General features: G+C 49.6%; 13 protein-coding genes. 11 read left to right on the plus strand and 2 right to left on the minus strand.

All coding sequences use genetic code 11. The features are described 5' to 3' along the window. Window positions 1-42: 42 nt before the first annotated feature. Complete coding sequence (gene gltB, locus JWG39_RS00635) at window positions 43-4,509, minus strand: glutamate synthase large subunit (RefSeq protein WP_439099697.1); 4,467 nt, start codon at window positions 4,507-4,509, stop codon at window positions 43-45. A 520-nt stretch (window positions 4,510-5,029) separates the two neighbouring features. Here gltB and mads1 point away from each other — a divergent pair. The 9 genes from mads1 to JWG39_RS00680 all read left to right on the plus strand — a co-directional run bounded on the left by mads1 (window position 5,030) and on the right by JWG39_RS00680 (window position 20,259). Further along, a complete protein-coding gene (mads1, locus tag JWG39_RS00640) occupies window positions 5,030-5,230 on the plus strand; it encodes a methylation-associated defense system helix-turn-helix domain-containing protein MAD1 (RefSeq protein WP_205217411.1) in 201 nt (66 codons plus the stop codon). A 3-nt stretch (window positions 5,231-5,233) separates the two neighbouring features. Further along, window positions 5,234-5,740 (plus strand): BREX-3 system P-loop-containing protein BrxF, encoded by a 507-nt coding sequence (gene brxF, locus JWG39_RS00645; protein WP_205217412.1) that lies wholly within the window; start codon window positions 5,234-5,236, stop codon window positions 5,738-5,740. 91 nt (window positions 5,741-5,831) lie between these two features. Continuing rightward, window positions 5,832-9,581, plus strand: coding sequence for a DUF6079 family protein (locus JWG39_RS00650; protein WP_205217413.1), 3,750 nt, complete (start codon window positions 5,832-5,834; stop codon window positions 9,579-9,581). A gap of 95 nt (window positions 9,582-9,676) precedes the next feature. After that, a complete protein-coding gene (locus tag JWG39_RS00655) occupies window positions 9,677-12,484 on the plus strand; it encodes a DNA methyltransferase (RefSeq protein ID WP_205217414.1) in 2,808 nt (935 codons plus the stop codon). A 6-nt stretch (window positions 12,485-12,490) separates the two neighbouring features. After that, on the plus strand, window positions 12,491-12,718 hold the full coding sequence (locus JWG39_RS00660; RefSeq protein WP_205217415.1) for a GxxExxY protein: 228 nt from the start codon (window positions 12,491-12,493) through the stop codon (window positions 12,716-12,718). A 39-nt stretch (window positions 12,719-12,757) separates the two neighbouring features. Further along, on the plus strand, window positions 12,758-14,596 hold the full coding sequence (locus JWG39_RS00665; protein WP_205217416.1) for an RNA/DNA-binding domain-containing protein: 1,839 nt from the start codon (window positions 12,758-12,760) through the stop codon (window positions 14,594-14,596). 59 nt (window positions 14,597-14,655) lie between these two features. Next, complete coding sequence (locus JWG39_RS00670) at window positions 14,656-17,526, plus strand: DEAD/DEAH box helicase (protein WP_205217417.1); 2,871 nt, start codon at window positions 14,656-14,658, stop codon at window positions 17,524-17,526. After that, the gene (gene pglZ / locus JWG39_RS00675) at window positions 17,519-19,513 is read left to right on the plus strand and encodes a BREX-3 system phosphatase PglZ (RefSeq protein WP_205217418.1); all 1,995 of its coding nucleotides are present in this window, start codon (window positions 17,519-17,521) and stop codon (window positions 19,511-19,513) included. The genes JWG39_RS00670 and pglZ overlap by 8 nt, the downstream gene beginning before the upstream one ends. Continuing rightward, entirely contained in the window at window positions 19,513-20,259 is a 747-nt protein-coding gene (locus JWG39_RS00680; protein WP_205217419.1) for a hypothetical protein, read from the plus strand. Before pglZ ends, JWG39_RS00680 begins: the two co-directional genes overlap by 1 nt. Before the next feature lie 24 nt (window positions 20,260-20,283). Here JWG39_RS00680 and JWG39_RS00685 read toward each other — a convergent pair whose 3' ends face one another. Continuing rightward, window positions 20,284-21,024 (minus strand): metal-dependent transcriptional regulator, encoded by a 741-nt coding sequence (locus JWG39_RS00685; RefSeq protein ID WP_240191909.1) that lies wholly within the window; start codon window positions 21,022-21,024, stop codon window positions 20,284-20,286. Between the two features lie 79 nt (window positions 21,025-21,103). On the opposite strand from JWG39_RS00685, the gene JWG39_RS16655 reads away from it, so the two are divergent. Both JWG39_RS16655 and JWG39_RS00690 read left to right on the plus strand, forming a co-directional pair. Next, window positions 21,104-21,235 (plus strand): hypothetical protein, encoded by a 132-nt coding sequence (locus JWG39_RS16655; RefSeq protein ID WP_275888931.1) that lies wholly within the window; start codon window positions 21,104-21,106, stop codon window positions 21,233-21,235. Window positions 21,236-21,735: 500 nt separating this feature from the next. After that, on the plus strand, window positions 21,736-25,917 hold the full coding sequence (locus JWG39_RS00690) for a DEAD/DEAH box helicase (protein ID WP_240191910.1): 4,182 nt from the start codon (window positions 21,736-21,738) through the stop codon (window positions 25,915-25,917). Window positions 25,918-26,062: the final 145 nt, after the last annotated feature.

Consider the following 26,062-nt stretch of genomic DNA (forward strand, 5'->3'; position numbering starts at 1 on the left):
CATCGTGCGGCTGCTGGAAATCGTTCCGGGTTAGAATCGCGTTTACTGGGTGACGGCCAGGGCCTCCTCTGCGCCGTGATCTCGACGACCGAGAAGCGTTGCTACATCACTGGTCTTCGGTTTCACCAGTTTGAAGAGCTCAACAAAATGTTCATCAAAGCCCTCAAGGATATGCTCCGCCCGCAGGCTGCCGGTCTCCTGAAAGTGCCAGTTGATGACGCTGCGCAGGTGCTCCTGTAAAACCGGCAGACCGGTGAGAGAAACAACCTCCACCAGTTCGGGGTTAATACGCCCTTCAAGCTGGCCACTTTCATCAAGCACATAGGCAAACCCCCCGGTCATCCCGGCACCGAAGTTAACACCGGTGCCCCCAAGAATAGTGACATGGCCACGGGTCATATATTCGCAGCAGTTATCCCCCACCCCCTCGACAACAGCACGGGCGCCGGAGTTACGTACGGCAAAACGCTCCCCGGCCCGTCCGGCGGCAAAGAGGCGTCCACCGGTGGCACCATAGAGGCAGGTGTTGCCGATGATCGCCGCTTCGTGGCTTTTGTAGCTGACTCCCATGGGTGGCCGGATAACCAGCCGGCCGCCGGCCATTCCTTTGCCCACATAGTCATTGGCGTCGCCGGTGAGCACCATGTGCAGACCGCCAGCGTTGAAGGCACCAAAACTCTGCCCCGCTGAACCGTTGAAATGCAGAGTGATGATATCGTTCGCCATCCCCTTGTTGCCGTGGTGCTCGGCAATGATACCACTGAGGCGCCCACCGACGGTACGATCGGTATTCTGGATGGTAAAGCTGCCTGAGCCTCCGCTGCGGCTAACCACCGCCTCGCGAAACTGCTCGGCGATCTGCAGATTAAGTTCGCCACGATCCAGGGACACGTTCTTTTCTTTATAAAAGAGCGCGCCGGGAATCTGCGGCGTCGCGGTCTCAAGCAGCGGCTTGAGATTAAGCTTGCGCTGCCGGTCAGTTCTTCCTTCGAGTTGCTCAAGCAGGTCAGTACGACCGATGAGATCTGTGAGATGAACAACACCAAGCTCGGCGAGCAGCATCCGCGTCTCCCGTACGAGAAACTTGAAGTAGTTCATCACCATGTTCGGCACCCCTTTAAAAAACTCCCGGCGCAGGGTCTCATCCTGGGTGGCGATGCCGGTGGCGCAGTTGTTGAGGTGGCATATACGCAGGTAACGGCAACCGAGCGCAATCAGCGGGCCGGTACCAAAGCCGAAGCTCTCTGCGCCGAAAATCGCAGCCTTGACGACATCCGTTGCTGTCTTCAGACCACCGTCCACCTGCAGGCGCACCTTATGTCGCAAATTGTTTTCCACCAGCGCCTGTTGCGCCTCAACCAGCCCCAGCTCCCACGGACTGCCCGCATATTTCACTGAGGTAAGCGGACTGGCACCGGTGCCGCCATCATAGCCGGAGATAGTAATCATGTCGGCATTGGCCTTGGCCACCCCCGCAGCAATAGTGCCGACTCCCGGCTCTGAAACCAGTTTGACACTGATCTGCGCATGGTCGTTGACCTGTTTGAGGTCAAAGATAAGCTGAGCAAGGTCTTCAATGGAATAGATATCATGATGCGGCGGCGGCGAAATAAGGGTGACACCAGGGACAGCGAAGCGCAGTTCGGCGATCTGTTTCGTCACCTTATGCCCAGGAAGCTGGCCGCCCTCGCCAGGCTTGGCACCCTGTGCCATCTTAATCTGAATGACCTCGGCATTGACCAGATATTCCGGGGTAACCCCAAAGCGACCGGAAGCGATCTGTTTGATCTTCGACACTTTTTCTGTGCCGTAACGAGCCGGATCTTCCCCACCTTCACCGCTGTTGGAATAGCCGCCGAGACGGTTCATGCCGATGGCCAGCGCCTCATGCGCCTCCGCACTCAGTGCACCAATGGACATGGCCGCAGAGTCAAAGCGGCTGTAGAAATTCTCTGCCGGTTCCACCTCGTCAAGCTGCAGTGGATTCTTCACCTTCTTCAGACCGAGCAGATCACGAAAGCAGGCTGGTTCCCGTTCCGAGACAAAGCGTGAATATTTCTGATACTCCTCAAAACTGCCGGTGCGCACCGCTGTGCGCAGGGTCGTGACCACATCGGGGTTGTAGCAGTGATATTCCCCCCCGTAGATATATTTGAAGTGACCACCGCGGGCCAGCGGCTTGTGCAACTGCCGCCAGGCGAATTTCGCGCGGTCAATATGCTCCTGCTGAAATTCAGCAAAACCGGCACCGCCAACTCGACTGATGAGCTCTCCGAAACAGAACCCGGTCAGGTCATCATCAAGTCCGACCGCCTCAAAGAGCTGCGCACAGCGATAGGAAGCGAGGGTGGAGATTCCCATCTTGGAGAGAATCTTCATCAGTCCCTTGTTGATCCCCTTGCGGTAGTTGCAAATCGCCTTCTTGAGATCCATTTTAATGATTCCATCGGCGACAAGTTTGTCGATGGTTTCATAGACGAGATAAGGATAGACAGCGGTAGCACCAACGCCGAGCAGCACGGCAAAGTGATGTGGATCGCGGGTAATACCTGTCTCAACAACGATGTTCACATCACAGCGCAGATTATTTTCCATCAACAGCCGCTGCAACAGTCCAACCGCCATGACTGACGGGATAACCAGTTTATCCTCTGAGATATTACGGTCGGTGAGCATGAGCAGAACTGCACCATTTTTTGCCTTCTCCACCGCCTCTGCAGCAACCCGTGCCAGCGCCTCTTTCAACCCCTCTTCCGGCTTATAGGTGAGGTCGAACCAGGCATGGTCGTAATCCTTTTTATCCAGGGCAAGCAGAGCATCCACTTCGGAACGCACCAGCACTGGTGCAGGGAAGAGCAGACGACGGGCATACCCCTGGCCCTCATCAAAAACATTTTCCTCACGGCCGATGCAGATCTCCAGCGACATCACGTGTTTCTCACGTAACGGGTCAATGGGCGGATTGGTCACCTGAGCAAAGCGCTGGCGGAAATAGTCGCAAAAGTTACGCCGACGCTGTGAAAGTACCGCCATCGGCGTATCATCGCCCATGGAGGCGATCGCCTCCTGCCCCGTTTCGGCAAGCACCTGCACGACCTGCTCAATCTCTTCCGTAGTCAGTCCGAAAAGCTTCTGGTAGACCTTCAGGGTATCCTCATCAAAACACTGTCGCCCGACTTTCTGGGTGGGATCAGTATCAAACGGTGGCAGAATCTGACAGTTTTCCTCCATCCACTTGCGATAAGGATGACGACGCTTCAGCTCCTGATCAATATCCCAGGAGGTCCACCTTTTGCCGGTACGGGTGTCGATAACCAGCAGTTCGCCTGGTCCAACCCGTCCCTTTTCTACAACTTCGTCCGGCTCGTAGTCCCAAATCCCCACTTCCGAGGCGAGGGTAATGAGCCCGTCGGTAGTGACCACATATCGCGCCGGTCGCAGCCCGTTACGGTCAAGACCGCAGGCTGCAAAACGACCGTCACTCATGACAACCCCGGCAGGGCCGTCCCACGGCTCCATGTGCATGGAGTTGAAGTCGTAGAAGGCACGCAGATCAGGATCCATATCCGGATGATTCTGCCAGGCGGGCGGGATCAGCAGGCGAAAGGCACGGAAAAGGTCCATGCCGCCAGCGAGGAACACGTCAAGCATATTATCAAGGGAAAGCGAGTCTGAACCGGTCTCATTGACAAAAGGAGCACCATCAAGCATATCCGGCAGCAGCCGGGAGCGAAACTTGTAGGCCCGCGCCCGTGCCCACTGACGATTCCCGGTGATGGTGTTAATCTCGCCGTTATGCGCCAGCAGGCGGAAGGGCTGAGCCAGCGCCCACGTGGGAAGGGTATTGGTGGAAAACCGCTGGTGAAAGAGACAGATGGCGGACTGCATGCGGATATCAGCAAGGTCCGGGTAAAAAAGTGGAAGATCCACTGGCCGACAGAGGCCCTTATAGACAATTACCCGGTTGGAGAGGCTGGAGATATAGAACTCCCCGCCCTCTTCGATACGCTTTTCAATTTTGCGACGGACAAGGTAAAGGCGCCGTTCCAGCTCCTGTGCTCCCCAGCCATAAGGCGCGTTGAAAATAATTTGCACAATCTGCGGCAGCGATTCTTTGGCAATTCCGCCAAGCACCGACGGTTCCACCGGGACATCGCGCCAGCCGAGAATGGTAAGGGTTTCGCGGCGCAGCTCCTCTTCAACGACCTTTTTCTCTTCCGCCGCCTTTGTATCATCGCGGTTGAGAAAAATCATACCGATACCGTACCGTCCGCCAAGATTCCACCCTTGAGTTTCGGCATAGGCCTGAAAGAAGACGTTCGGTTTCTGCAGCTGCAGTCCGCAGCCGTCACCGGTGCGGCCGTCGGCCGCAATACCACCGCGGTGAGTCATACGTGCGAGAGAGGAAATCGCGGTGCGCACCAGTTTGTGGCTCGGAACGCCGTCCATCTGCGCAATAAGACCAAAACCACAATTATCCTTAGACTGCTCGGGTTTATAAAGCATGATATTCCTCGTTGATGAGAGAGGGAAAACTCACGAAAGTGAGTTTGTTGTTGACAATAATGTGACAGTCTTTGAAAGTACAGTGAAGGACACTATTCTGCAACATATTTGTGATATTCTCACACTCCGCAAAAAGCGGTAAAACAATTTTTTCACCGCGAAGAACACAGAGGAATACGAAGGAAAACAAAAACATTTGAGAATACAGATTTTTAAAATGGCTCATGTTACGCTTTAAGGTCTTATTTAATCAGCACTTCAACCAGCGAACCACTTGATCCGGCCCGGACGGCTGTATCATTACAACCTCGGCCATAATACGGAACAGATATCCTCTAGCCGCTGGTATCCATCAAAATAAAACGAAATCGGCTTAAATCGGCAAAGAAAATTTGACTTCTGGCTTTCATCTCAATATATTTGCAAGGTGATTTAATGTGGGATTGCTGTATCTGCAGCTTTCCTTAACTGCCTCTGTTGAGGTCATAGCATAAGGGAATAGTCCCCGGGAGGAGTATAAGACATGGCAGAAACAAACGATCGCTGGCTGTCAGTGGATGAAATATGCAAACACCTTGGTGTCGGTAAAGACACCGTTTACAAGTGGATCAATAAGCACGGAATGCCCGCTCATCGCATGGGCCGCCTGTGGAAATTCAAAAAAGAACAGGTAGACGCATGGGTTGAGGCTGGTGGCGCAGCATCTCATATCACAGATGAGTAATGAATGGCAGAGCCAATAGAAAATAAAGTGACACGATCACTCAAAGCAGCGGAAGAACTATACCACAGTCTTGTGTTGATTGTTGGCAAAGGTGGTTCTGGTAAAACTTCTGTTGTTCAGAATTTGGCAAAACTGCATCACGCCAGGCCCATCAATATCAATCTGTGCCTCTCTAAAAAGCTGCTTGAGCTGACTGAAAAACAACGGCAGCTGAAGCTGTCCGAAATTTTAGCACAGGCAGTCAACGGCAACGGCGATAACGTTTTTCTGGATAACATTGAGATCCTTTTTGATGTTGAACTTAAGCAGGATCCTTTGCGCCTGCTGCAGGGATTGTCCCGAAATGTAACCGTTGTGGCATCTTGGAATGGCACCTTTGAAAAAGACAGGCTGACCTATGCGGAACCAGGCCACCGCGAATATAGACGTTATGATTTAACAGACACTCTGGTTGTCAGTATGAGTGGCGAGGCAACAGTAGATTTTAAAGACCTGAGGTGTCCTTTATGAAGGAAACACTTTAGTTCTGGCCAGTGCCACCTGATAAACAAGAACCTTTACAATAAAAACCAACATTGTTGGCAAGCGAGGATAACCTGACATGAAATACGGAGAGCTCATTCAATTTGATCCGATAGAATCGGTTGTTCAGCTGCGCGATGCTGACAAAACAAATGCTGCCCATCAGCTGGTTAACACCTATGTGGTTTCTGATGAAATGGCAGAGCGAATGGTTCGCCTTGTAATTCCTCAGCTTCAGTTTGAGCAGCCGGTCGATAACAAAGGCATCCTGGTAGTCGGTAATTACGGTACCGGTAAATCGCATTTGATGTCTGTCATTTCCAGTATTGCTGCCGATGCGTCCCTGCTTGACAGCTTAAACCACGAAAGCGTTAGATCGGAAGCAGACAAGATTGCTGGTAAATTTAAAGTCATCCGCACCGAGATCGGAGCAACGACCATGTCTCTCAGGGATATTCTGGTGGCAGAACTTGAAGAGCACCTCGAGAACATGGGCGTGAGTTACGTTTTCCCGGACTCGGGAACGATTAGCAGTCATAAACGGGTTTTTGAAGACATGATGACCAGGTTCGGTGAAATATTTCCTGAACAAGGGCTCCTGCTGGTGGTCGATGAGCTGCTGGATTATCTGAGAACCCGAAAAGATCAGGAGCTCATCCTTGATCTGAACTTCCTCCGTGAAGTCGGCGAGGTTTGCAGGGACCTTCGCTTCCGTTTCATGGCCGGTGTACAGGAAGCAATATTTGACAGCCCGAGATTTGCCTTTGTCGCTGACAGTCTCCGCCGGGTCAAAGACCGTTTCGAACAGATCCTGATTGCTCGAAGCGACGTTAAGTTTGTGGTCTCAAAGCGATTGTTAAAGAAAACCACGGAGCAACAGGCAAAGATCAGGGAACACCTCACTCCATTTGCAAAATATTATGGTGGATTGAACGAGCGCATGGATGAATTTGTCCGGCTGTTTCCGGTACACCCTGATTACATAGATACATTTGAAAGAGTGACTGTTGTCGAAAAGCGCGAAGTCCTCAAAACTCTCACCAGGGGTATGCAAGGTGTTTTGAATAAAGATGTCCCGGACAACGAACCCGGCCTGATCGCCTTTGACAGCTACTGGGACACCTTAAAGGAAAATGCATCTTTCCGGGCGATTCCCGAGATCCGGGCGGTTATCGATTGCAGTGAGGTGCTGGAATCACGCATCGAAAACGCCATCGCCCGCAAGCAATACAAGCCGATGGCATTGCGCCTGATCCACGCGCTCTCTGTTCACCGCTTAACGACTGGTGATATCTACGCACCAATGGGAGCCAGTGCCGAAGAATTGCGCGACCGTCTCTGCCTGTTCGATCCGTTAATCGCTGAACTGGGGAGTGACGAACCGGACAAGGATCTGCAGACCCACGTTGAAACCGTTCTTCGTGAAATACATAAAACAGTCAGTGGGCAGTTTATCTCCTTTAACGCTGACAACCGCCAGTTCTATCTCGACCTGAAGAAAACTGACGATTTTGATGCTCTGATTGATAAACGAGCCGAGAGCCTGGGAGATACTCAGCTCGACCGTTTTTATTACGAAGCCTTGAAACGAGTCATGGAGTGCCAGGACTCGACCTATGTGACTGATTATAAAATCTGGCAGCATGAACTGGTATGGCAGGATCACAAAACGGCTCGTACCGGCTATCTCTTTTTCGGCGCACCCAATGAGCGATCTACTGCCGTACCGACGCGGGATTTTTACGTTTACTTTATTCAGCCAAACGATCCTCCGCGCTTTAAAGACGACAAGGTCAGCGATGAGGTTTTTTTCCGCTTAAAGCCGTCAAAAGAGACCGGTGAAGAATTTCAGACATCTCTGAAAAGTTATGCCGCAGCGCTTGATCTGGCAGGAACCTCTTCAAGCCATGCCAGGGCCACTTATGGAGACAAAGCCAACGGCTTCCTGAAAAAACTGGTGCAGTGGCTGCAGAAGCACATGACAGATGCCTTCGAGGTGACCTGTCAGGGCCGGGCCAAATCCATGACGAAATGGGGAGAAGGCAAATCCATCAGAGAACTTTCAGGTCTATCGCCGAATGAAACCATCAACTTCCGGGATCTGGTCAACACCATTGCCGGAGTATGCCTTGCACCTAATTTTGAAAATCAGGCACCCGAGTATCCGTTTTTCTCCGTCCTGATTACCGGAAGCAACAGAGCTCAGGCGGCGCAGGATGCGCTCCGGGCAATCGGCGGTCAGAATCGAACCAGGCAGGCAACAGCGGTACTGGATGCCCTGGAGCTTCTGGACGGTGAAAAGATAGAACCTTATAAATCCAAATATATCCGCTTTATCCTCAATGTCGTAAAGGCGAAAGGTCACGGACAGGTCGTCAACCGTAATGAAATCATTCAGGACGACCATGGCCTGGAATATATGAATCCGGGCGGATTCCGTCTTGAACCGGAATGGGTGACAGTGCTGATAGCCTCGCTGGTCTATTCTGGCGACATAGTCCTTTCTATCCCTGGCAAAAAATTTGATGCCACCGGACTCCAGCAGCTTGCGGCAACTGGCATGGATGAACTCATCCGGTTCAAGCACCTTGAGCAGCCCAGGGAATGGAATATTCCGGCGCTCAAGGCCATGTTCGAACTTCTCGGTATGACACCGGGAATGGCCCAGCTGGTTACCCAGGGCAAAGATGAGCCCATTCAGGATTTACAGCAGGCAGTAGGAAAACTTGTCAAACGGATTGTGATGACCCAGCAGACCCTGCGCGAAGGACTTTCCTTCTGGGGGCTGGATTTGGTTCAGGGTTCAAACGACTCAGGACTCACAACTCAGAAATCAAAACTGGAGGCTGCAAAAACTTTCTTAGAAAGTTTGCAGGCTTATACATCACCCGGCAAGTTGAAGAATTTTCGCTATAGTATAGACGAAGTGAAAGCCCATAAAAAAACGGTAAAAGCGTTGGATGATCTGGATGCTCTGCGCGAATTTGTCATGGACCACAGCCCGACAGCATCATGGCTTTCAACTGCTGAGGGTGTACTGCCACCAGAGCATGACTGGGTTGACCGCATGAAAACGACCCGGCAGGATGTGCTGGAAATGCTCAATAAGATAGATTTGACTGGGCTGGCAAACCAGTCCCAGAATATCGGGACAAAGCTTCAGCAGCTCAAGAAAGACTATATCGTTGTCTACATCGGGCTGCATACCAAAGCCCGGTTGGGTGTTAACGACGACAAACGCAAAGCAGCCCTGCTGGAAGACCACCGACTACAAACGCTTCGGAATCTGGCAGGCATTGATTTGATGCCAATACAGCAGCTCACTGATTACCAGAACCGACTGGCCGGACTGAAAAGCTGCTTTGCCCTGACCGAGCAAAATTTGGAGACCACACCGGTCTGCCCCCATTGCGGATTCCGCCCGTCGGTGGAAACCGGAACGGCTCAAGGCTCTCAGATGATCGATCAGATGGATAACGACCTTGATATCATGGTGGGCAACTGGACATCAACGCTTCTTGGTAATCTGGAAGACCCAATCACCCAGGCCAACATGGATCTGCTGAAAATGGACGATCGTGAACCACTGGAAGCGTTTATCAAATCCAAGGAGCTGCCGGTGCCGTTGGACACCAATTTTATCCATGCTCTGAAAGAAGTGCTGTCCGGGTTGGTGAAAATAGCGGTTAAAGCGCAGGAGTTGCAGAAAGCACTGCAGATTGAAAGTGGTCCGGCAACACCTGCCGAAATCAAAAAACGGTTCGATGATTTCATCGATCAGCTGACAAAAGGCCAGGACCAGGCAAAAGTCCGTATCGTGCTTGAATAATCCGCCGATTACGAAAATGGGCGCAGATAAAAAAACACAAAATAATAATCTGCGAGAATCCGCGAAATCTGCAGATAACACATAAGGATTTAACCATGGCGAAACAAGAGCGTTTATTTAAGACAAAGGTCGTTTCCGGCAAACCGGGCAGCGGCAACCTTTTTGAAGAGATTGTATCCAATGATGGACCGGTGAAATGCCTTGGTCTGGAGTTTGAAAACGATGAAGCCAGGCGTGCCCACTTTACCGAGGAACTACGCAAAAAACTGCAAGACCCTGAATTCCGCAAGATTGAGGGATTCCCAATCGGAGAAGATGAAGACATTCTCAATCTCAGTGATCCGCCGTATTACACCGCCTGCCCAAACCCATGGATCGCCGATTTTATTGAAGAATGGGAAAGCCAGAAGCCGGAAAAACCTGCGGATTATCATTATCACCGGGAGCCATTTGCAGCCGATGTCAGCGAAGGGAAAAACGACCCTATTTACAATGCGCATTCTTATCATACCAAGGTGCCGCACAAAGCAATCATGCGTTACATCCTCCATTACACGGAACCGGGAGACATCGTTTTTGATAGTTTTTGTGGAACCGGAATGACGGGCGTGGCGGCCCAAATGTGCGGTGATAGTGCCGAAGTTAGATCACTTGGCTATCAAATAACTAATCAAGGCACTATTAAAAATGGAAATTCTCAAATATCCAAACTTGGTTCGCGTAAACCTGTACTTTCAGACCTGTCTTCGATTGCAACATTTATTTCAGGAACGTTAAATATTGCTGGTCAATCCAATGCTTTTGATAAAGAAACAACAAAGATAATCGAAGAAACAGAAAAACAATTATGCTGGATGTACGAGACTTTCCACACAGATGGGAAGACTGTCGGTAAAGTCAATTATTTTGTTTGGTCCGAAGTATTTATATGTCCTGACTGTTCTGAAGAATTTAGTTTTTACAAAGGGAGTTATAATGAAAATACGAAAAAATTGTCAGCAGATTTACAGTGCCCACACTGTAATAGTAGTCATAAAAAAAGAGCTCTTGATAGGGCTTTTGAAACGATTTATGACACTTTATTGAATAAAAGCACTAAAATTGTTAAGCAAATACCTGTATTGATAAATTACAGTATTGGGACAAAAAGGTATACTAAAGTTCCTAATCAAAGTGACTTGCTTACAATAGACAAGATTAAGGATTACTCTTTAAATGAATGGTTTCCGTCTGTTGACATTCCTAAGATAGAACGGTTTTACAAGGATGGTCTTCATTTAATAAATATAAATAACACATCTCAATTCTATACTAAAAGAAACTTAATTGCCGCAGCAACCATCTACAAAAAGTTTACTACTAATAAGCAAAGGCTTATGTTTACCTCTTTTTGTGAACGACACATTGTCAAAAGAAATAGGTGGCTCCCAACTGGCCCAATAAGACCTTTAAATAATACATTATATTTTCCGCCACTGTATGCTGAAGTGAATGTTTTTAACATTGCTAAAAGGAAATGGAAGGACCATAAAAAGGCATATGGGAAAATATTCTTATGCTCGGATGCATGTGTAACATGCCAAAGTTCTACCTATCAAAAATATATACCCAATAACTCTATAGATTACATTTTTACAGACCCACCTTTTGGTTGGAATCTAATCTATTCTGAATTAAGCTTTCTTTGGGAAGCATGGCTTAAACTCAAAACTGACTCTGAGTGTGAGGCGATAGTAAACGACAAAGCAGAAAAAGACTTATTGCAATACAGGAATCTTATTACTGCTTGTTTTAAAGAGAATTTCCGCATTCTTAAACCAGGGAAGTGGATGACTGTTGAATTCCATAACTCAAGTAATTCTGTGTGGATCTCAATTCAGGAAGCTTTAACATCTACTGGCTTTATTGTAGCAGATGTTAAAACGATTGACAAAAAACAAGGATCGATCAATCAAGATTATTATCGAGGTGGTGCTGTAAAACAAGACTTAGCAATATCTGTATATAAACCAAATAAAGAGTTAGAAAAAAGTTTTCAGCTATCATCCGGGACTGAAAATGGCGTTTGGATATTCACAAGAAATCATCTGTTTCAGTTGCCTGTATTTATCCAATTTGAAGGAAATATAAAATTTATTGCTGAGAGAAAGGATTATCTATTATACGACCGCATGATTGCATATCATGTTCAACATAATGTGACGATACCAATATCAGCGGCTGAATTTTACGATGGGCTTTCAACCAGATTCCCTGAGCGCGATGGCATGTATTTCCTGCCTGAACAGGTGGCAGAATACGACCGCAGAAAGATGATTGGCGGCGGGAAAATGATACAGTCAGAAATGTGGATTAAAGATGAAGCATCGGCCATTGAATGGCTGCGCAGCCTGCTTCGTGACAAGCCACAGAGCTTTCAGGATATTAATCCGCTGTTCATGAAGGAGATCAACGGTTGGAGTAAAAATGAGGTCGGCTTGGAACTCTCTACCTTACTGGAGCAGAATTTCCTTCCTTACGAAGGCAAAGGTCCGGTCCCCGACCAGATCCACAGCTACCTGTCTACCAACTGGAAGGACATGCGTAAGCTCGCCAAGGATGATTCGGCACTGATAGCCAAGGCCAAAGGCCGCTGGTATGTACCAGATCCAAACAAAACGGGTGACCTTGAAAAACTCCGTGAAAAAGCGCTGCTCAAAGAGTTTGAGGAGTACAAAGAGTCTAAGAAAAAACTCAAAATATTCCGTATTGAAGCGGTCCGTGCCGGATTCAAGAAAGCGTGGCAGAGCCGTGACTACAGTTCCATTATCACTGTAGCCGAAAAAATACCGCACAAGATCCTTGAGGAAGATTCCAAGCTCCTCATGTGGTACGACCATGCGGTGACAAGATCAGAAGAGTAAGCACAGATGGACACCAATACACACAGATTTTTATATAAAGAGGAAACGCATAAGGTCATTGGATGCGCACTCGAAGTATTGAAGACGATTGGACATGATTTGCTGGAAAAATCTTATGAGAATGCTTTGGTTGTGGAGTTTCAGCTCAACCAGCTGAAGATAACCGCTCGTCATGTCGGCAGCCTTCTCAATTTTAAACACCCAAAACTACAATGGGAGAGAAGTATACTATGAAAATCATCTGTGTTCATCAGTGGTTCCAGAAGGTAAAATATGAATGAGAAAGAAATTTTAGATCTTCTCAAGCAGCATGAGTGGAAGGATATTGAGTTTAAGGAAGCCAAAACTACTGTACCCAAAAACGCGTATGAATCTGTATCTGCCTTTGCCAATACGGAGGGTGGTTATCTCGTTTTTGGTGTAAAAAAGGATGGTTCTGATTTTGATGTTGTTGGTGTCATAGATGTAGACAAGGTTCAAAATGATTTCCTTACCGCTCTGAGACAAAAGGAAAAATTCAGTTCTATTATTGAAGTTCAAGAAGGATTGCAGAGGGCAGAAGGGAAAGACCTGCTTATTTTCTATGTCCCGGAAGTCAATCGCACGAATAAGCCTGTCTATCTGAATGGAAATATAAAGCGAAGTTTTCTCCGCAAAGGGGCTTGTGACGTAAAATGTTCTGATGAAGAACTGAAGCGCTTACTCACCGATGCTTCAAAAGAACGATATGATGGCAGAACTGTAGATTATGACATCAGTAAATGCTTCAATTCAAAAGATATTATGTGGTATCGCCGTCAATATGAAGGCAAAGCTGGAAATCGAACCTATGCCGACTTGAGCGATGAAGAATTTCTCTTTCAGTTTGGTTTGCTCAAAGAGACACCATCAGGAAGAAAGCCAACGCTCGCTTCTCTTTTGTTATTCGGTCAGGATGGTTATTTGCGTGGCCTGTTGCCACGACCAGTCATCGATTGTCAGCGTTATCTCTATCGTTCCGACTCCAGCGATGAGAGAAGATGGCATGACAGAGCGGTTTGTGACTACAATTTAGTTCAAAGCTGGACTGCCATCATTGAGTGGTATTACCGCTTCGCAGAAATCCCTTTTGAAGTCGACCCTAAAACGATGCAGCGTAAAGATCAACCCGTTGATTATGTCGCATTTCGTGAAGCAATCGTCAATATGCTCATCCATCAGGATTATTCAGATCACACACGCAAACCGGTGATCCAGCATTATAAGGATTTAACGCGATTCTGGAATCCGGGCGATGCTTTTGTTTCCGTTTCTGATCTACTGGAACCCGGTGAAAAAGAAACTCGAAATCCACTAATAGTGACTGCATTTCGTAGAATCGGGTTTAGTGAGAATGCTGGATGGGGGTTGCGTGATGTGTTTAGCTCCTGGCGTGGTTTAGGTCATGTCCCGCCAGAGCTGACTAACGATAAATCCAAAAAATCTTTCGAGCTGGTACTAAAGTTGGACGTCTTACTCTCTGCTGACCAGCTGAAATTTCAGAAGACTATCGGAGTTCATCTCTCTGAAGATGAAGCTGCCGCTTTTGCGTATGCCTGCAAGAAACAGGCACCTTTTCTCCTAAGTGATATTAAAGGTGTTCTTAATAAGTCTACAAGTGCCTGTGTCGCAGTTGTAGATCAACTGGTGAATCAAGTTTTATTGTCTCGGATTGATGAAAACATTTTTGAATTAGCTCCTGTTATGAAGCAAAGATTTCAGGCAGAGGTCCAAGCCGGGGCTCAAGTGGACAGCTCATATACTCATGATGGGGTCCATGATGCTGAGTCAGGGGGCCATGATGGGGTCCATGACGATAAATCAGGGGGCCATGATGAATTAAATGATACCGAAAGAAAAATCTTATGTGCCTGTATGAATACCAAAAGTACTCCGGAACTCCTGTCAGAATTGGGTTATACGAGTCGTACAAGAAATTATCGAACTGCTTTAAGTAAGTTGATTGATAACGGGTTAGTTCTTATGACTCAGCCAGATAAGCCTAGAAGCAAGTCACAGAAATATGTCATTTCCGATAAGGGTACCACAGTTCTACAAAAACAGGAGCTGTCCGGTGACTACGTTGGTACCTGAGTCACATAATATCCGTGTTCATCTGTGTCCGTCTGTGGTTCCCAATAAGAGGTAGATTAATGGATAACTGGCAATACAGCACTTTACACAAAAGCGCCTGCAAGGTTGTTGATGAACAGACCTTATGGGGGCAGACAGTATGTCGTGTCTGGTTGCCGAATCAGGATGCGGTCGTGCGTGTTCCCCAATCTGATCTTACCTCTCTCTCCACTCATCACTCGTCACTTACCACTCATTACATCGCATATATTTCAGCGGCAGCCAAAGTGGCTGAGGTGTTGGAAGGCTCTTCCGGCGCATCCGACGGGCATGTCTTACTGGCTCCCATGGAGTCAAACGTCACTCCACTGCCGCACCAGATTCATGCACTTTCCCGGGCCATCTCCGGCGACCGCGTGCGTTATCTGCTGGCCGACGAGGTCGGGCTTGGAAAAACCATCGAAGCCGGACTTGTGATGCGCGAGTTAAAATTACGCGGTCTGGTACGCCGGACCCTGGTGGTGACTCCAAAGAGTCTGGCCATGCAGTGGGTAGCTGAAATGGACACTCATTTCAACGAATCCTTTTCTCTGGTCAATCCAGGCGATCTGGATGCCCTGGAACGCTTGGAACGGCCGGGCCAGTATGTCAGCGGGGAAATAGACCATACGAGCGATTATAACCCCTGGATGCGGTTCCCTCAGGCAATCGTAACGCTGGATGCCGTTAAACCGCTGACACGCCGCAGAGGCTGGTCAAAAGAAAAGATTCAAGCGTATAACCGGAATCGTTACGAGAAACTGCTCCAGGGCCAATGGGATTTGATTGTGGTGGACGAGTCCCACCGAATGGGCGGCAGTACCGATCAGGTGGCCCGCTACAAACTGGGACAGGGACTCGCCGAGGCTGCACCGTATCTCCTTCTTTTGTCGGCAACACCACACCAGGGGAAATCCGATGCCTTTCAGCGTCTGATGAGTTTACTCGATCCAATGTCTTTTCCTGATCTGGAGAGTGTGACCCGGGACAGGGTTTCTGAATTTGTAATACGGACTGAAAAACGCAAGGCGGTGACCGCAGACGGCAAACCTCTTTTCCGCCCGCGTACCACACAAACACTGAGTGTGGATCTGGAACGGAACCCGGCACAGGTAGCTCTGTATGAAGCGGTTACTGACTATGCAAAAGAAGGCTATAACCGTGCGGTAAAGGACCACAAACCACATATTGGTTTCTTAATGGTTCTTCTGCAACGAATTGTCACTTCAAGCTCACACGCAATCCGCTGCACGCTGGAGCGAAGGCTGCAGGCACTGGAAAATTTACGAGAGACTCGCATCTCCCTCAGCGATGAAGAACTGGAGGATTTCACAGACATTGACGGACAGATGCAGCTGGACCTGCTGGTTGAGGTGGACGAACAGGGAAGAACCAGTGAGATGGCGGAAGTCAACGCTCTGCTGGATCTCGCCCGGGTCGCTGAAATGGCTGGTCCAGATGTTAAAACAGAAACCTTGATGAATCTTATTTTCCAATTACAGGGAGAGGAGAATGACGATCAGCTGAAACTGCTGATTTTTACTGAATTTGTTCCAACGCAGGCAATGCTGAGAACCTTTCTTGAGGAACGAGGCATCCCATGTGCCATCTTGAACGGCTCGATGAGCATGGATGAACGTCGGATGGCTCAGCGTGATTTTCGTGATAGTGCCCGGGTTCTTATAGCAACAGATGCTGGTGGTGAAGGTTTGAACCTTCAATTCTGCCACGTGGTGGTTAACTATGATTTACCATGGAACCCGATGCGTATTGAACAGCGGATCGGTCGTGTTGACCGTATTGGTCAAAGCAAAATAGTCCGGGCTGTCAATTTTGTATATGAAAACTCAGTTGAAGGGCGGGTGCGGGAAGTTCTTCGGGCAAAGCTTTCCATCATTCTGGATGAAATGGGCATCGATAAAGAGGGCGACATTCTGGACACTTCATTGTCCGGTGAAATGATCGAAAAGATGATGACTCATGTCATTATGGAGGATGCCAATCTGGATGCAGAGGCCGATCAGACGGTGCAGAATCTTCAGGAAGAAATGCAGCAGGTTCGAGAGCAATGTGCTGTCTATGGAATATCTGAGGAGCCGGACTTACCATCGGCTGAAAAGCTGCGCAGCCATCCTCTGCCGTACTGGATAGAGCAGATGACAATCCATTATCTGCACACGAAGGAGTGTAAACTGGAAAAGGATCTGTTGGGCTGGAACTTTACATGGCCGGATGGCGAAAATGTGCAAAGTGCAGTCTTCCAATCCAGAGCCCTTTCATCCGATGGGAATCTCCTGTCACTTGAAAATGCCCGGATTCGCGGCCTGGCCATGAATCTGCCTCAGTTTATTCCCGGACAGTCTTTACCTTGTGTATCAATAAACGGACTCCCTGAAACCGTTACAGGTCTGTGGGGCCTTTATGAAATCCGCATGTCTGTTCAACAGCCGGCAAACTCTCAGATCAGAATCCCTCTGATAAGACGAAGCTACCTCCCGGTTTTCATGAGCAATGAAGGAAAGCTGTTCATGCCAACCGCAAGGCATATCTGGGATCAGTTGTTAACCAATGATCTCCGCATAGACAGCCTGAAAGATTCGAATGAGTCCATTGCGGCTGGTGAAAAACTTTTTTCTGCAGCAGAACAGGCCGGTCAGGAGCTTTTTGATACGATGCAGGCAGCTCATTTTGCAGCAGTGGCCCGTGAAGAAGAGCGCGGCATGATTGCTTTTGCCTCACGCCGTAAAGGCATCGATCGGCTGGGACTGCCTGAAGTTCGACAGTTCAGGCTGGCCCGTCTGGATGAAGATGAATCACAATGGCGCAGCGAGCTTAAATCCGCCCGGCAGATAGTACCGGAAATGCGGCCGTTGTTAATGTTGAAAATTGGAAATGGAGGTGTTTGTGAGTAGCTGGCGAAACACCATCCTTAAAGATTTTGTACCGAATGTAGCCAGACTGACGCTGGTATCTGATCCTGATTGTCTGTTGACCGAAGAAAAACTGGCAATGGAGCTGAGGGAACGTGGGTTTGATCTCATTGAGTTTAATGACCCGATTGAGTTTAGATATGCCTATGAATCGAAATATCGATCCATTTGGGACCGGGGCGAGCACACCGATCTTGTTGTGATCCTGAGATTGCAGGATGCGGAATTGGAATCCTTGCCTTATGACCTGCTGCAGGCGGGAAGAAAGCTGGCTTTCAGTTTTGGGGATCTTTTCCCCAACATGAGTTATCCCGTTGTTGAGCAGCTTGATCGCAGCCTGCTGGATTCACTGTTTGATGCCCAAAAGAAAACATCCCCCGACCGCATGGGTGATAACGCCACCAGGGATTTTATACTTCGACATGTATTTGGAGTTGCTGCAGAACTCATATCCACTGAGGTAGATCTTCTCCGCTTTCTGTTGCGATTACACTACGGGAATTCTGCAATCCCATCGATCCTGGCAGACAGGCTGGTTGAGGTATTTGAAAGCAGTGGCAGTTTTAAAGACTGGAGCCTGTCTCAAATCATTCCGGATGCAGAACAGTTCTTTGTATTCATTCAGGAACGCTGGCCAATATTCCTTGAAAATCTCAATCAAACAAATCAGATCAAAGACGATCCTGCAGCCTATGGCTTAAAGGTCCAAGGTCCTGTGAGACTTCCATTCGACCATCAGGACATACGGGTTTATATCGATAATTTATTTGTCGAGAGGAAGCTTGCACCTGTCGACTTGCCCGGTATAGATATAGCGAAAGACTCTTGGATTTTAAGCGGCATTTCAGCAGCCAGGTCAGACAGCGAGGACCTCAGGATTTCCCGACTGTTTGAGCTTGTTGATACGGCTAACGTATCAATGGATTCGAGATACACTGACTGGATTGCATTCGCCATGAAATGGGCGGAGCTTTCGGCTCTTATACATACGGCGAGTAATGCTGATCATAAGAAGCGTTATAGTGAAACAGGTCAAAGGCTGAATGGTCTTTTTGCCGATTGGTTGGAAACGCATTATGCCAGCCTGATAAATCTGCCGCCTTCAACTCCGGCAATGTTGCACCACGTTCCGCGATACCTGGCTCGATATATTGAAGGTAAAAAGAGCAAAAAGGTCGCGCTGGTGGTTATAGATGGCCTTTCGCTGGATCAATGGGTAACGGTTCGAAACATAATCCAGAAACAAAGCAGCGATCTTGTTCTGCGTGAGTCAGCAACCTTCGCGTGGATACCTACGCTTACGTCTGTCTCACGACAAGCCATATTTTCAGGCAAGCCTCCGATCTATTTTCCGTCTTCCATCAACTCAACAAACAGCGAAGAAAAGCTATGGAAACAGTTTTGGCAAGGCCATGACGTTTCGAAGCTGGATATAGCTTATAAACGCAGTCTCGGAGATGGTGATGCTGAGGTCGCGATGGAGAGTTTAATCAATCCGGCACAGACCAGGGTTGTCGGTTTGGTGATAGATAAAGTGGACAAGATCATGCATGGGATGCAGCTCGGAGCCGCAGGCATGCATAACCAGATAGATCAATGGTGCCGAGGTAAATACCTAATTTCTCTGCTTAATTATCTGAGCAGGCATGACTATGAAATCTGGATAACATCAGACCATGGCAACATGGAATCGATTGGCAAAGGACGGCCAACAGAAGGTGCTATTGCAGAGAGCCGTGGAGAAAGGGTTCGCATATATCCGACACCGGAGCTGCGCTCACAGATCTCTTCGACATTTACCTTTGCGCGTGAATGGTTTCCGTCGGGTCTGCCTGATAATTATTTTCCGCTGGTTGCCACCGGAAATGATGCATTTGTTCACGAGGGCGACTCAATTGTCGGCCATGGAGGTGTTGCTATCGAAGAAGTTATCGTGCCTCTGATCAAAGTAGAAAGGAGAACACAATAATGAACAGACGACACGACAAACTGGGTATCAAGCAGACCATTCAAAAACACTGGATGGACTATGTTGTCAAAATGATGTTAGCCGGTCTCAAAGAAAAAGAGATTCGAGCTGAATTAGACGAATTTTTAGCTCAAGAAAAGCCGTACTCCGGGCAGGTTCCCAAAACGCACTCTTTTGCCAAAACAATTCTCGCATCGTGGTTTGCGCCGGACAAAGATTTAATTCCCTTCAGGGATCATGCCCTTTCACTTGTTCGACATGAGAACCCCCGGAACTGGCTTCCATATCACTGGGCGGTGATCTCTGCATCATATCCCTTCTGGTTCAATGTAGCAAAACAGACAGGGAGGCTTTTCAACTTGCAGGATCAAATTAAGCAGTCGCAAGTTTTCTCCCGACTCAAAGAGCAGTACGGCGACAGGGAAACGGTGACCAGAAATGCCCGATATGCAATCCGATCTTTTGTTGCATGGGGCGTGTTAGAGGATTCCAAAGGCAAGGGCTGCTACGAACAAAGCAAACCAATGGGTATCAGTGATCCAAATCTCACAATACTCTTATATGAGGCTGCTCTGTATACTGATAAAGAAGGAAAATCTGTCCTTGGATTGTTGAAAAATAATCCGGCATTCTTCCCGTTTCAATTGCTCGTCTTGACAGGCAACTACATCTCACAGCAGAGCAATAATATCGATGTCGTCCGCTACGGGCTGGATGATGAGCTTTTGAAATTGAGGGATAAATAATAACCCTGTCAGCAGCAAGAAAGGTTATTCTTTTTCTTCTTCCGGGCGACGATTTACACACTCGGGTTCGCTGCACTTTACAGTACAGAAATATGCACCAAACCCGGAATCCCAGGTAATTTTCCCTTTGGGACATTTTTCAACGTACTCCGCATACTTTATCAGCCGGTCAACAATGTTCCCCGGCACGGAGTGCTCCATCTTGCAGGCTGTCGCATCAGCCTCATCATGTTCAATACCGAGTACTTCCATAAGAAAACTCTTCAAGGCACTGTGCCGATGGGCCACATCTTCCGCCAGTACCCGCCCCTCATCGGTGAGGGTAATCAGATCGTAGGGAGCATAGTTGATAAGACCACGACTGCCGAGAGTCCGCAACGCTCCGGTGACAGAAGAAGCCCGCACCTTGAGATAATCGGCAATATCCTTTGCCCGTGCAGCCATTTTCACCTTTGAAATCTCATAAATCGCCTCGAGGTAATCCTCCTGGCTTGCTGTAAGTTTCTGTTTCTCTGCCATGTTGAAATCCATTTTAGAGTGTGGAACATACGCATACTGCCCGTTTTCAAGTAAATTTAACTGAATGCGTAGAAATCCCCGCCGTTCAGGGCGAAGATGCAGAGCGTGAACGCCAACGGTGTTCAACGTATCCTCTTCTTCCGGTGTCTGCTGTTCTTCTCTGTACGAACGAATAATGGGAATATCGAAGTTATAGGATAAATTTCCTTCTGTCCCTCGAATATGAACGAATGCAGGCGGTTTCAAGGGACACAGCAGTCAATGTCGAGAGTCGATCTTGACTCAGGAATCACGCTGTTTACTCCCCTGTTTGACGGTACAGGGTATGAGCCCGGTCAACGCTCTGCGTACAAATACGGCCAGGCTGGCCAAATCCAGTCTCAATACGTCGATTCTCAACCAGGGTTGGGGAAATTCAGGCAGCAGTTGGAATGCAGTCAGGCGTGACGTGGTGTGAAGTTCCTGCCATCAATCCCCATAACATCAGCAGGACGTGTTCTGCATCTGGACATATTTCAGCCAGGAAGCGCAAGAATCAATCTCAATTCAGGTGTGTCGAACGCGGCAAAGAATATTTTAGGGCATCCCTAAATAATTTCGCATTATATATATTTTTTCGTAGAAAGTACAACCGCCAATCAATTTTTTCCTTTCCTTTTCACATCACAACGGGCAGGAACAGTCCCAAAAAAAAATTTACTCTTTATTTGCTCGCGGACTGTGTTATATTGACAGGTCGCAATTTATTCATAAATTCAGCCTCTTCTTGATGCAGCCAGGAGATTAACACCCCCTTTTCGCATCTTCATTACTGGGCGCTTATCACCACTGTATCGCGCATTATCACGACGCTATCTGCCGGGGCTTTCGCTGTTTCGCCACGTTATGAAACCCGCATATTGCTACTGAAATGCTCTCCACAGTTCGGGCTCCCGCATACTGGAATACAATAATATAATGGTCGACACGCACCCTGAACATACTTCGCACCTCTCTGCTTTTGAGAGCCGGGGCGACAGCCTCATGGAGCAATTCCTCCGCCTGAGCGAATTTGAACAGGCACTCCTCACCCTTCTCGCTATTGCCTGCGAACCGGCACACACCACTCTTCTTATTCACTGTCTGAAACTGCTCGAATTGAAGAATCCCCGCGGCAATCAGCCAACTGTTGCCAATATCAATCATTACTTCACAAAATTTGCGGGCATGGGCCTGCTCACTGAAGAGAAACAGTGTGCTCTGGAAATTGCAGAAAAACTCTGCAAGAAAGCTGTTCTCGATGGCGTCTTTGGACCATGGTCGGAGACAATTCGAGCCGAAGCACCGGTCTCCTGGTATTATGGCAAATGGACCACCCGCTGCTGGCGCGCCATGCGCGAATGCCGTATCGCCATCTACACCATGGATTTTGAAGCGATAGATGAGGCAACAGAGTTTCTCAGCAGCCAGTGTGCCCAGCTCATCGGTCCTCCTCCGGCAGCAGTACGGGTCGTTTGCTGTCCCTTCGACGGCACCTGGTTCCGTGCCCTGCCGGCATCTTTCCAGTTTTATCTCATGAACAGTGTTCTCGCCTGGGGGCAGGCCTCACTGACCACCTGGCCTGAGCTGCTGGAATTTCTCGGCGGTGAGGGAGGGCTCGACCATCTCAACCCCGACGAACGTATCCCCTTCCAGCGTCTCTACTTCAATGAGCTTCTTCTCCGCGCCCGCTTTAAAGAAGCTCAGCAGCAGATTGACGCGGCCCCTGAGGCATTCAAAGGCACCGGAGCTCAGGGAAGTCTGTGCTTTCTACGCTATGACACCCCCGCCGACCTCAACGCCTTCGATGCCGACCTTGCCTTCCTCAGTAAATACAACCCGGACAGCCCGGTCGCCATTTTCGGCATCGGCGGACTCTTCTCTGTGCTTGCCCGTATTGCCGCTGTAAAAGACAAGGCCTGGGGAGACTCAGCCACAGCTATCACCACCGCGCTCACCCTCTTTGAAAACGTCCGCGAAAACCGCTGCTACGGCTGGCTTGCCGCAGTAATCGACGCCCAGCTCAACAGCAGTCAGCATCAGATAACCCTGCCGGACGCCCCCATCGATGCCATTGAGCTGATCTTCGCGGCCCTTTGTCAATACTGGCTCAACAACGCCATCGAGCTTGACGTTGAGGAGGAGGTTGTCACGTTTTTCCACCGGGCCATCGACCAGGAATTCCAGCTCCTTGCCGCCATTCTCGGCGAGATTCTGATGGAGACCCGCCCCGACAGTGAGGAGGCGGCACAGGCTGCAGAGCTGCGCAAAAATCTCAACATCCGCCCGCTGCTGCCGTTAATTACCCCGGAAGAACCCTGGCGGCGCAGTCTCGCCGCGCTCATTTCAGCCACCGACACTGAGGAGCAGGAGAGCAATATCCGCATGGCGTGGATGGTCAGCTTCCTCGGCGGCAAGATCCAGATCAACCCGCGCGAACAGAAGATACTGGCCAACGGTTCGTGGAGCAAGGGACGCCCCACCTCTCCGGCCCGACTCTATCAGGGAAGCCGTTTTCCATGGCTCAGCCCGCACGACCGACGAATTACTGCAACCATCGTCAAACAGCACAACCCGGCCACCAACTCTACCACCTGCCAGTTTGACATGGACAAGACCATCCTTGCCATGGTCAGCCATCCGCACCTGTTTCTCGCTGATTCTCCGAACACACCCGTGGAATTTGTTGAAGGCGAACCGGAACTGCTCGTGGAGGAACAGGGCGACAACCTGCATATCTGCTTCGCCCAGCCCATCACCGGCGAATCCATCAATTTTTACAAAGAAACACCCACCCGCATCAAAGTTATCCGCATAAATGAAAAACACCGTAAAATTGCACAGATAACTGGTACTGAAGGAATTACCGTACCCCAGGCGGCCAGTGAAGAGGTGCTCACTGCCATCGGCAACATTTCCTCCTTCATGACAGTCCACTCTGCCATCGCTGCCGACCGCAGCCGGCAGACCGGCGTCACCTTTGTGGATGCCGACCCCACCATCTATATCCACCTTGTGCCCTACGGCACCGGCTTTCGGCTGGAGATGTTCGTTAAACCCTTCGCCGACGGCGGCCATTATCTCAAACCCGGTCAGGGGGTGGAGAATATCATGGCGGAAGTGGGAGGTACACGCCTGCAGACCCGCCGCGACCTTGCCAGGGAAGAGCTGAACGCCCGTGAAGTTGAGGAAATGTGTCCAGTGCTCGACCTCGCGGTCGACATGGAACAGGAGAATGAGCGCGAGTGGCATCTTAACGATCCCGACGATTGTCTGCAGGCCCTGATGGAGTTGCAGTCGATCCGTGACAAGGTGATCATTGAGTGGCCGGAGGGCGAACGCCTCTCCATCAGCCAGCAGGTGGGAGCGGATAATCTCAACCTGAAGATCCGCACCAACCGACAGAACTGGTTTGCCATGAGCGGTGTAATTGAGGTAGATCAGGGGAGAGTAATCGAGCTGAAAGACCTGCTCAGCCGTATGAAACCCGGCGGCAGTCGCTTTGTGGAGATCGGTGACGGGCAGTTTGTCGCTCTCACCCAGGAGTTTCGCAAACGCCTCGAAGATCTCTCTCTTTTCTCCGAGAAGAGCGACAACAACGAGCTGATGATACATCCTCTCGCGGCACTCCAATTGGAAAAACTCACGGAACGCTCCCATACCGAAGTGGATGCAGGCTGGAAGGAACAGCTGCGGCGCATCGCCGATGCCCGTAACTTCGCCCCCGTGGTACCCTCCACGCTGCGTGCCGAACTGCGCCAATATCAACGCGAGGGTTTTGAATGGCTGGCGCGGCTGGCACACTGGGGCGTGGGCGGCTGCCTCGCCGATGACATGGGTCTCGGAAAAACCATACAGTCCCTCGCCGTGATTCTGGAAATGGCGTGCAAGGGACCCTCTCTTGTTATCGCGCCAACCTCCGTCTCCACCAACTGGCAGACCGAGGTCGAGCGCTTCGCCCCGACCATCAACATCGTCTCTCTCGGCCCCAAAGATCGTAAAAAGGACGTGGAAAACCTCACTAAATTCGATCTGCTCATCACCACCTACACACTGCTGCAGCAGGAGAGCGAACTCCTTTCCCAGGTGCAATGGCAGGCGGTTATTCTTGATGAGGCTCAGGCAATTAAAAACTCGGCCACCAAGCGCAGTCAGGCCGCAATGGGCCTGCAGGCAAAATTCAAACTGATTACCACCGGTACGCCGATTGAGAATCATCTCGGCGAGCTGTGGAATCTCTTTCACTTCATCAACCCCGGCCTGCTTGGTTCGCTGTCACACTTCAACGAGCACTTCGCCGTTCCCATTGAGCGCTACGGCGACCGCGAAGCACGGCTGCGGCTGAAAAGCCTCATCCGTCCCTTCATGCTGCGCCGCATCAAATCGGAGGTTCTGGAAGAACTGCCCTCCCGCACTGAGGTTACGCTGAATGTCGATATGTCACCGGAAGAGACCAACTTCTACGAAGCCCTGCGGCAGAACGCCATCGACATACTGGAGAGTAACCGCGAGAAGAAAGGCCGTCATCTGCAGATCCTCACCGAGATCATGCGCCTGCGTCAGGCCTGCTGCAACCCCCGCCTGATCGATGCGGACAGTTCTATTGAGAGCTCCAAACTGAAGGTTTTTGCCGAAGTTGTCGGGGAGTTGCTGGAGAGCAATCACAAGGCGCTCATCTTCAGTCAATTTATCGGCCACCTCAGTATCATCCGCAAGTATCTTGATGAGAAGAAGATCCACTATCAATATCTCGATGGGGCGACGCCCACGCGTCAGCGCAAGATTCGCGTCGATGCCTTCCAGGCGGGCGAGGGAGATCTTTTTCTCATCAGCCTCAAGGCAGGCGGACTGGGCCTCAATCTCACCGCTGCGGACTATGTCATCCACATGGACCCGTGGTGGAATCCAGCCATTGAGGACCAGGCGTCGGACCGCGCCTACCGTATCGGCCAGACCCGGCCGGTAACGATCTACCGCCTCGTCTGCCGCAACTCCATTGAAGAGAAAATCATCAAACTCCATCGAGAGAAACGTGATCTTGCAAGCAGTCTGCTTGAGGGAACGGATATGAGTGCGAAAATGAGCTCCGACGATCTGCTGGAACTTATCAAGGGAAGATAAAAAGGAAGGCTGCAGGAAACAAAATTCTTTGAAAAATGAGAGCGTGCCATCAAGGTCCAGGGACCAGCGGGAGCATTTGAAGGAAAACCTGCGGTTTTGAAATGAATCGCCTTTGTATAACGGGGCCGTCTACACAGAGGTCCCG

Source organism: Desulforhopalus vacuolatus, assembly GCF_016918505.1.
Lineage (GTDB): Bacteria > Desulfobacterota > Desulfobulbia > Desulfobulbales > Desulfocapsaceae > Desulforhopalus > Desulforhopalus vacuolatus.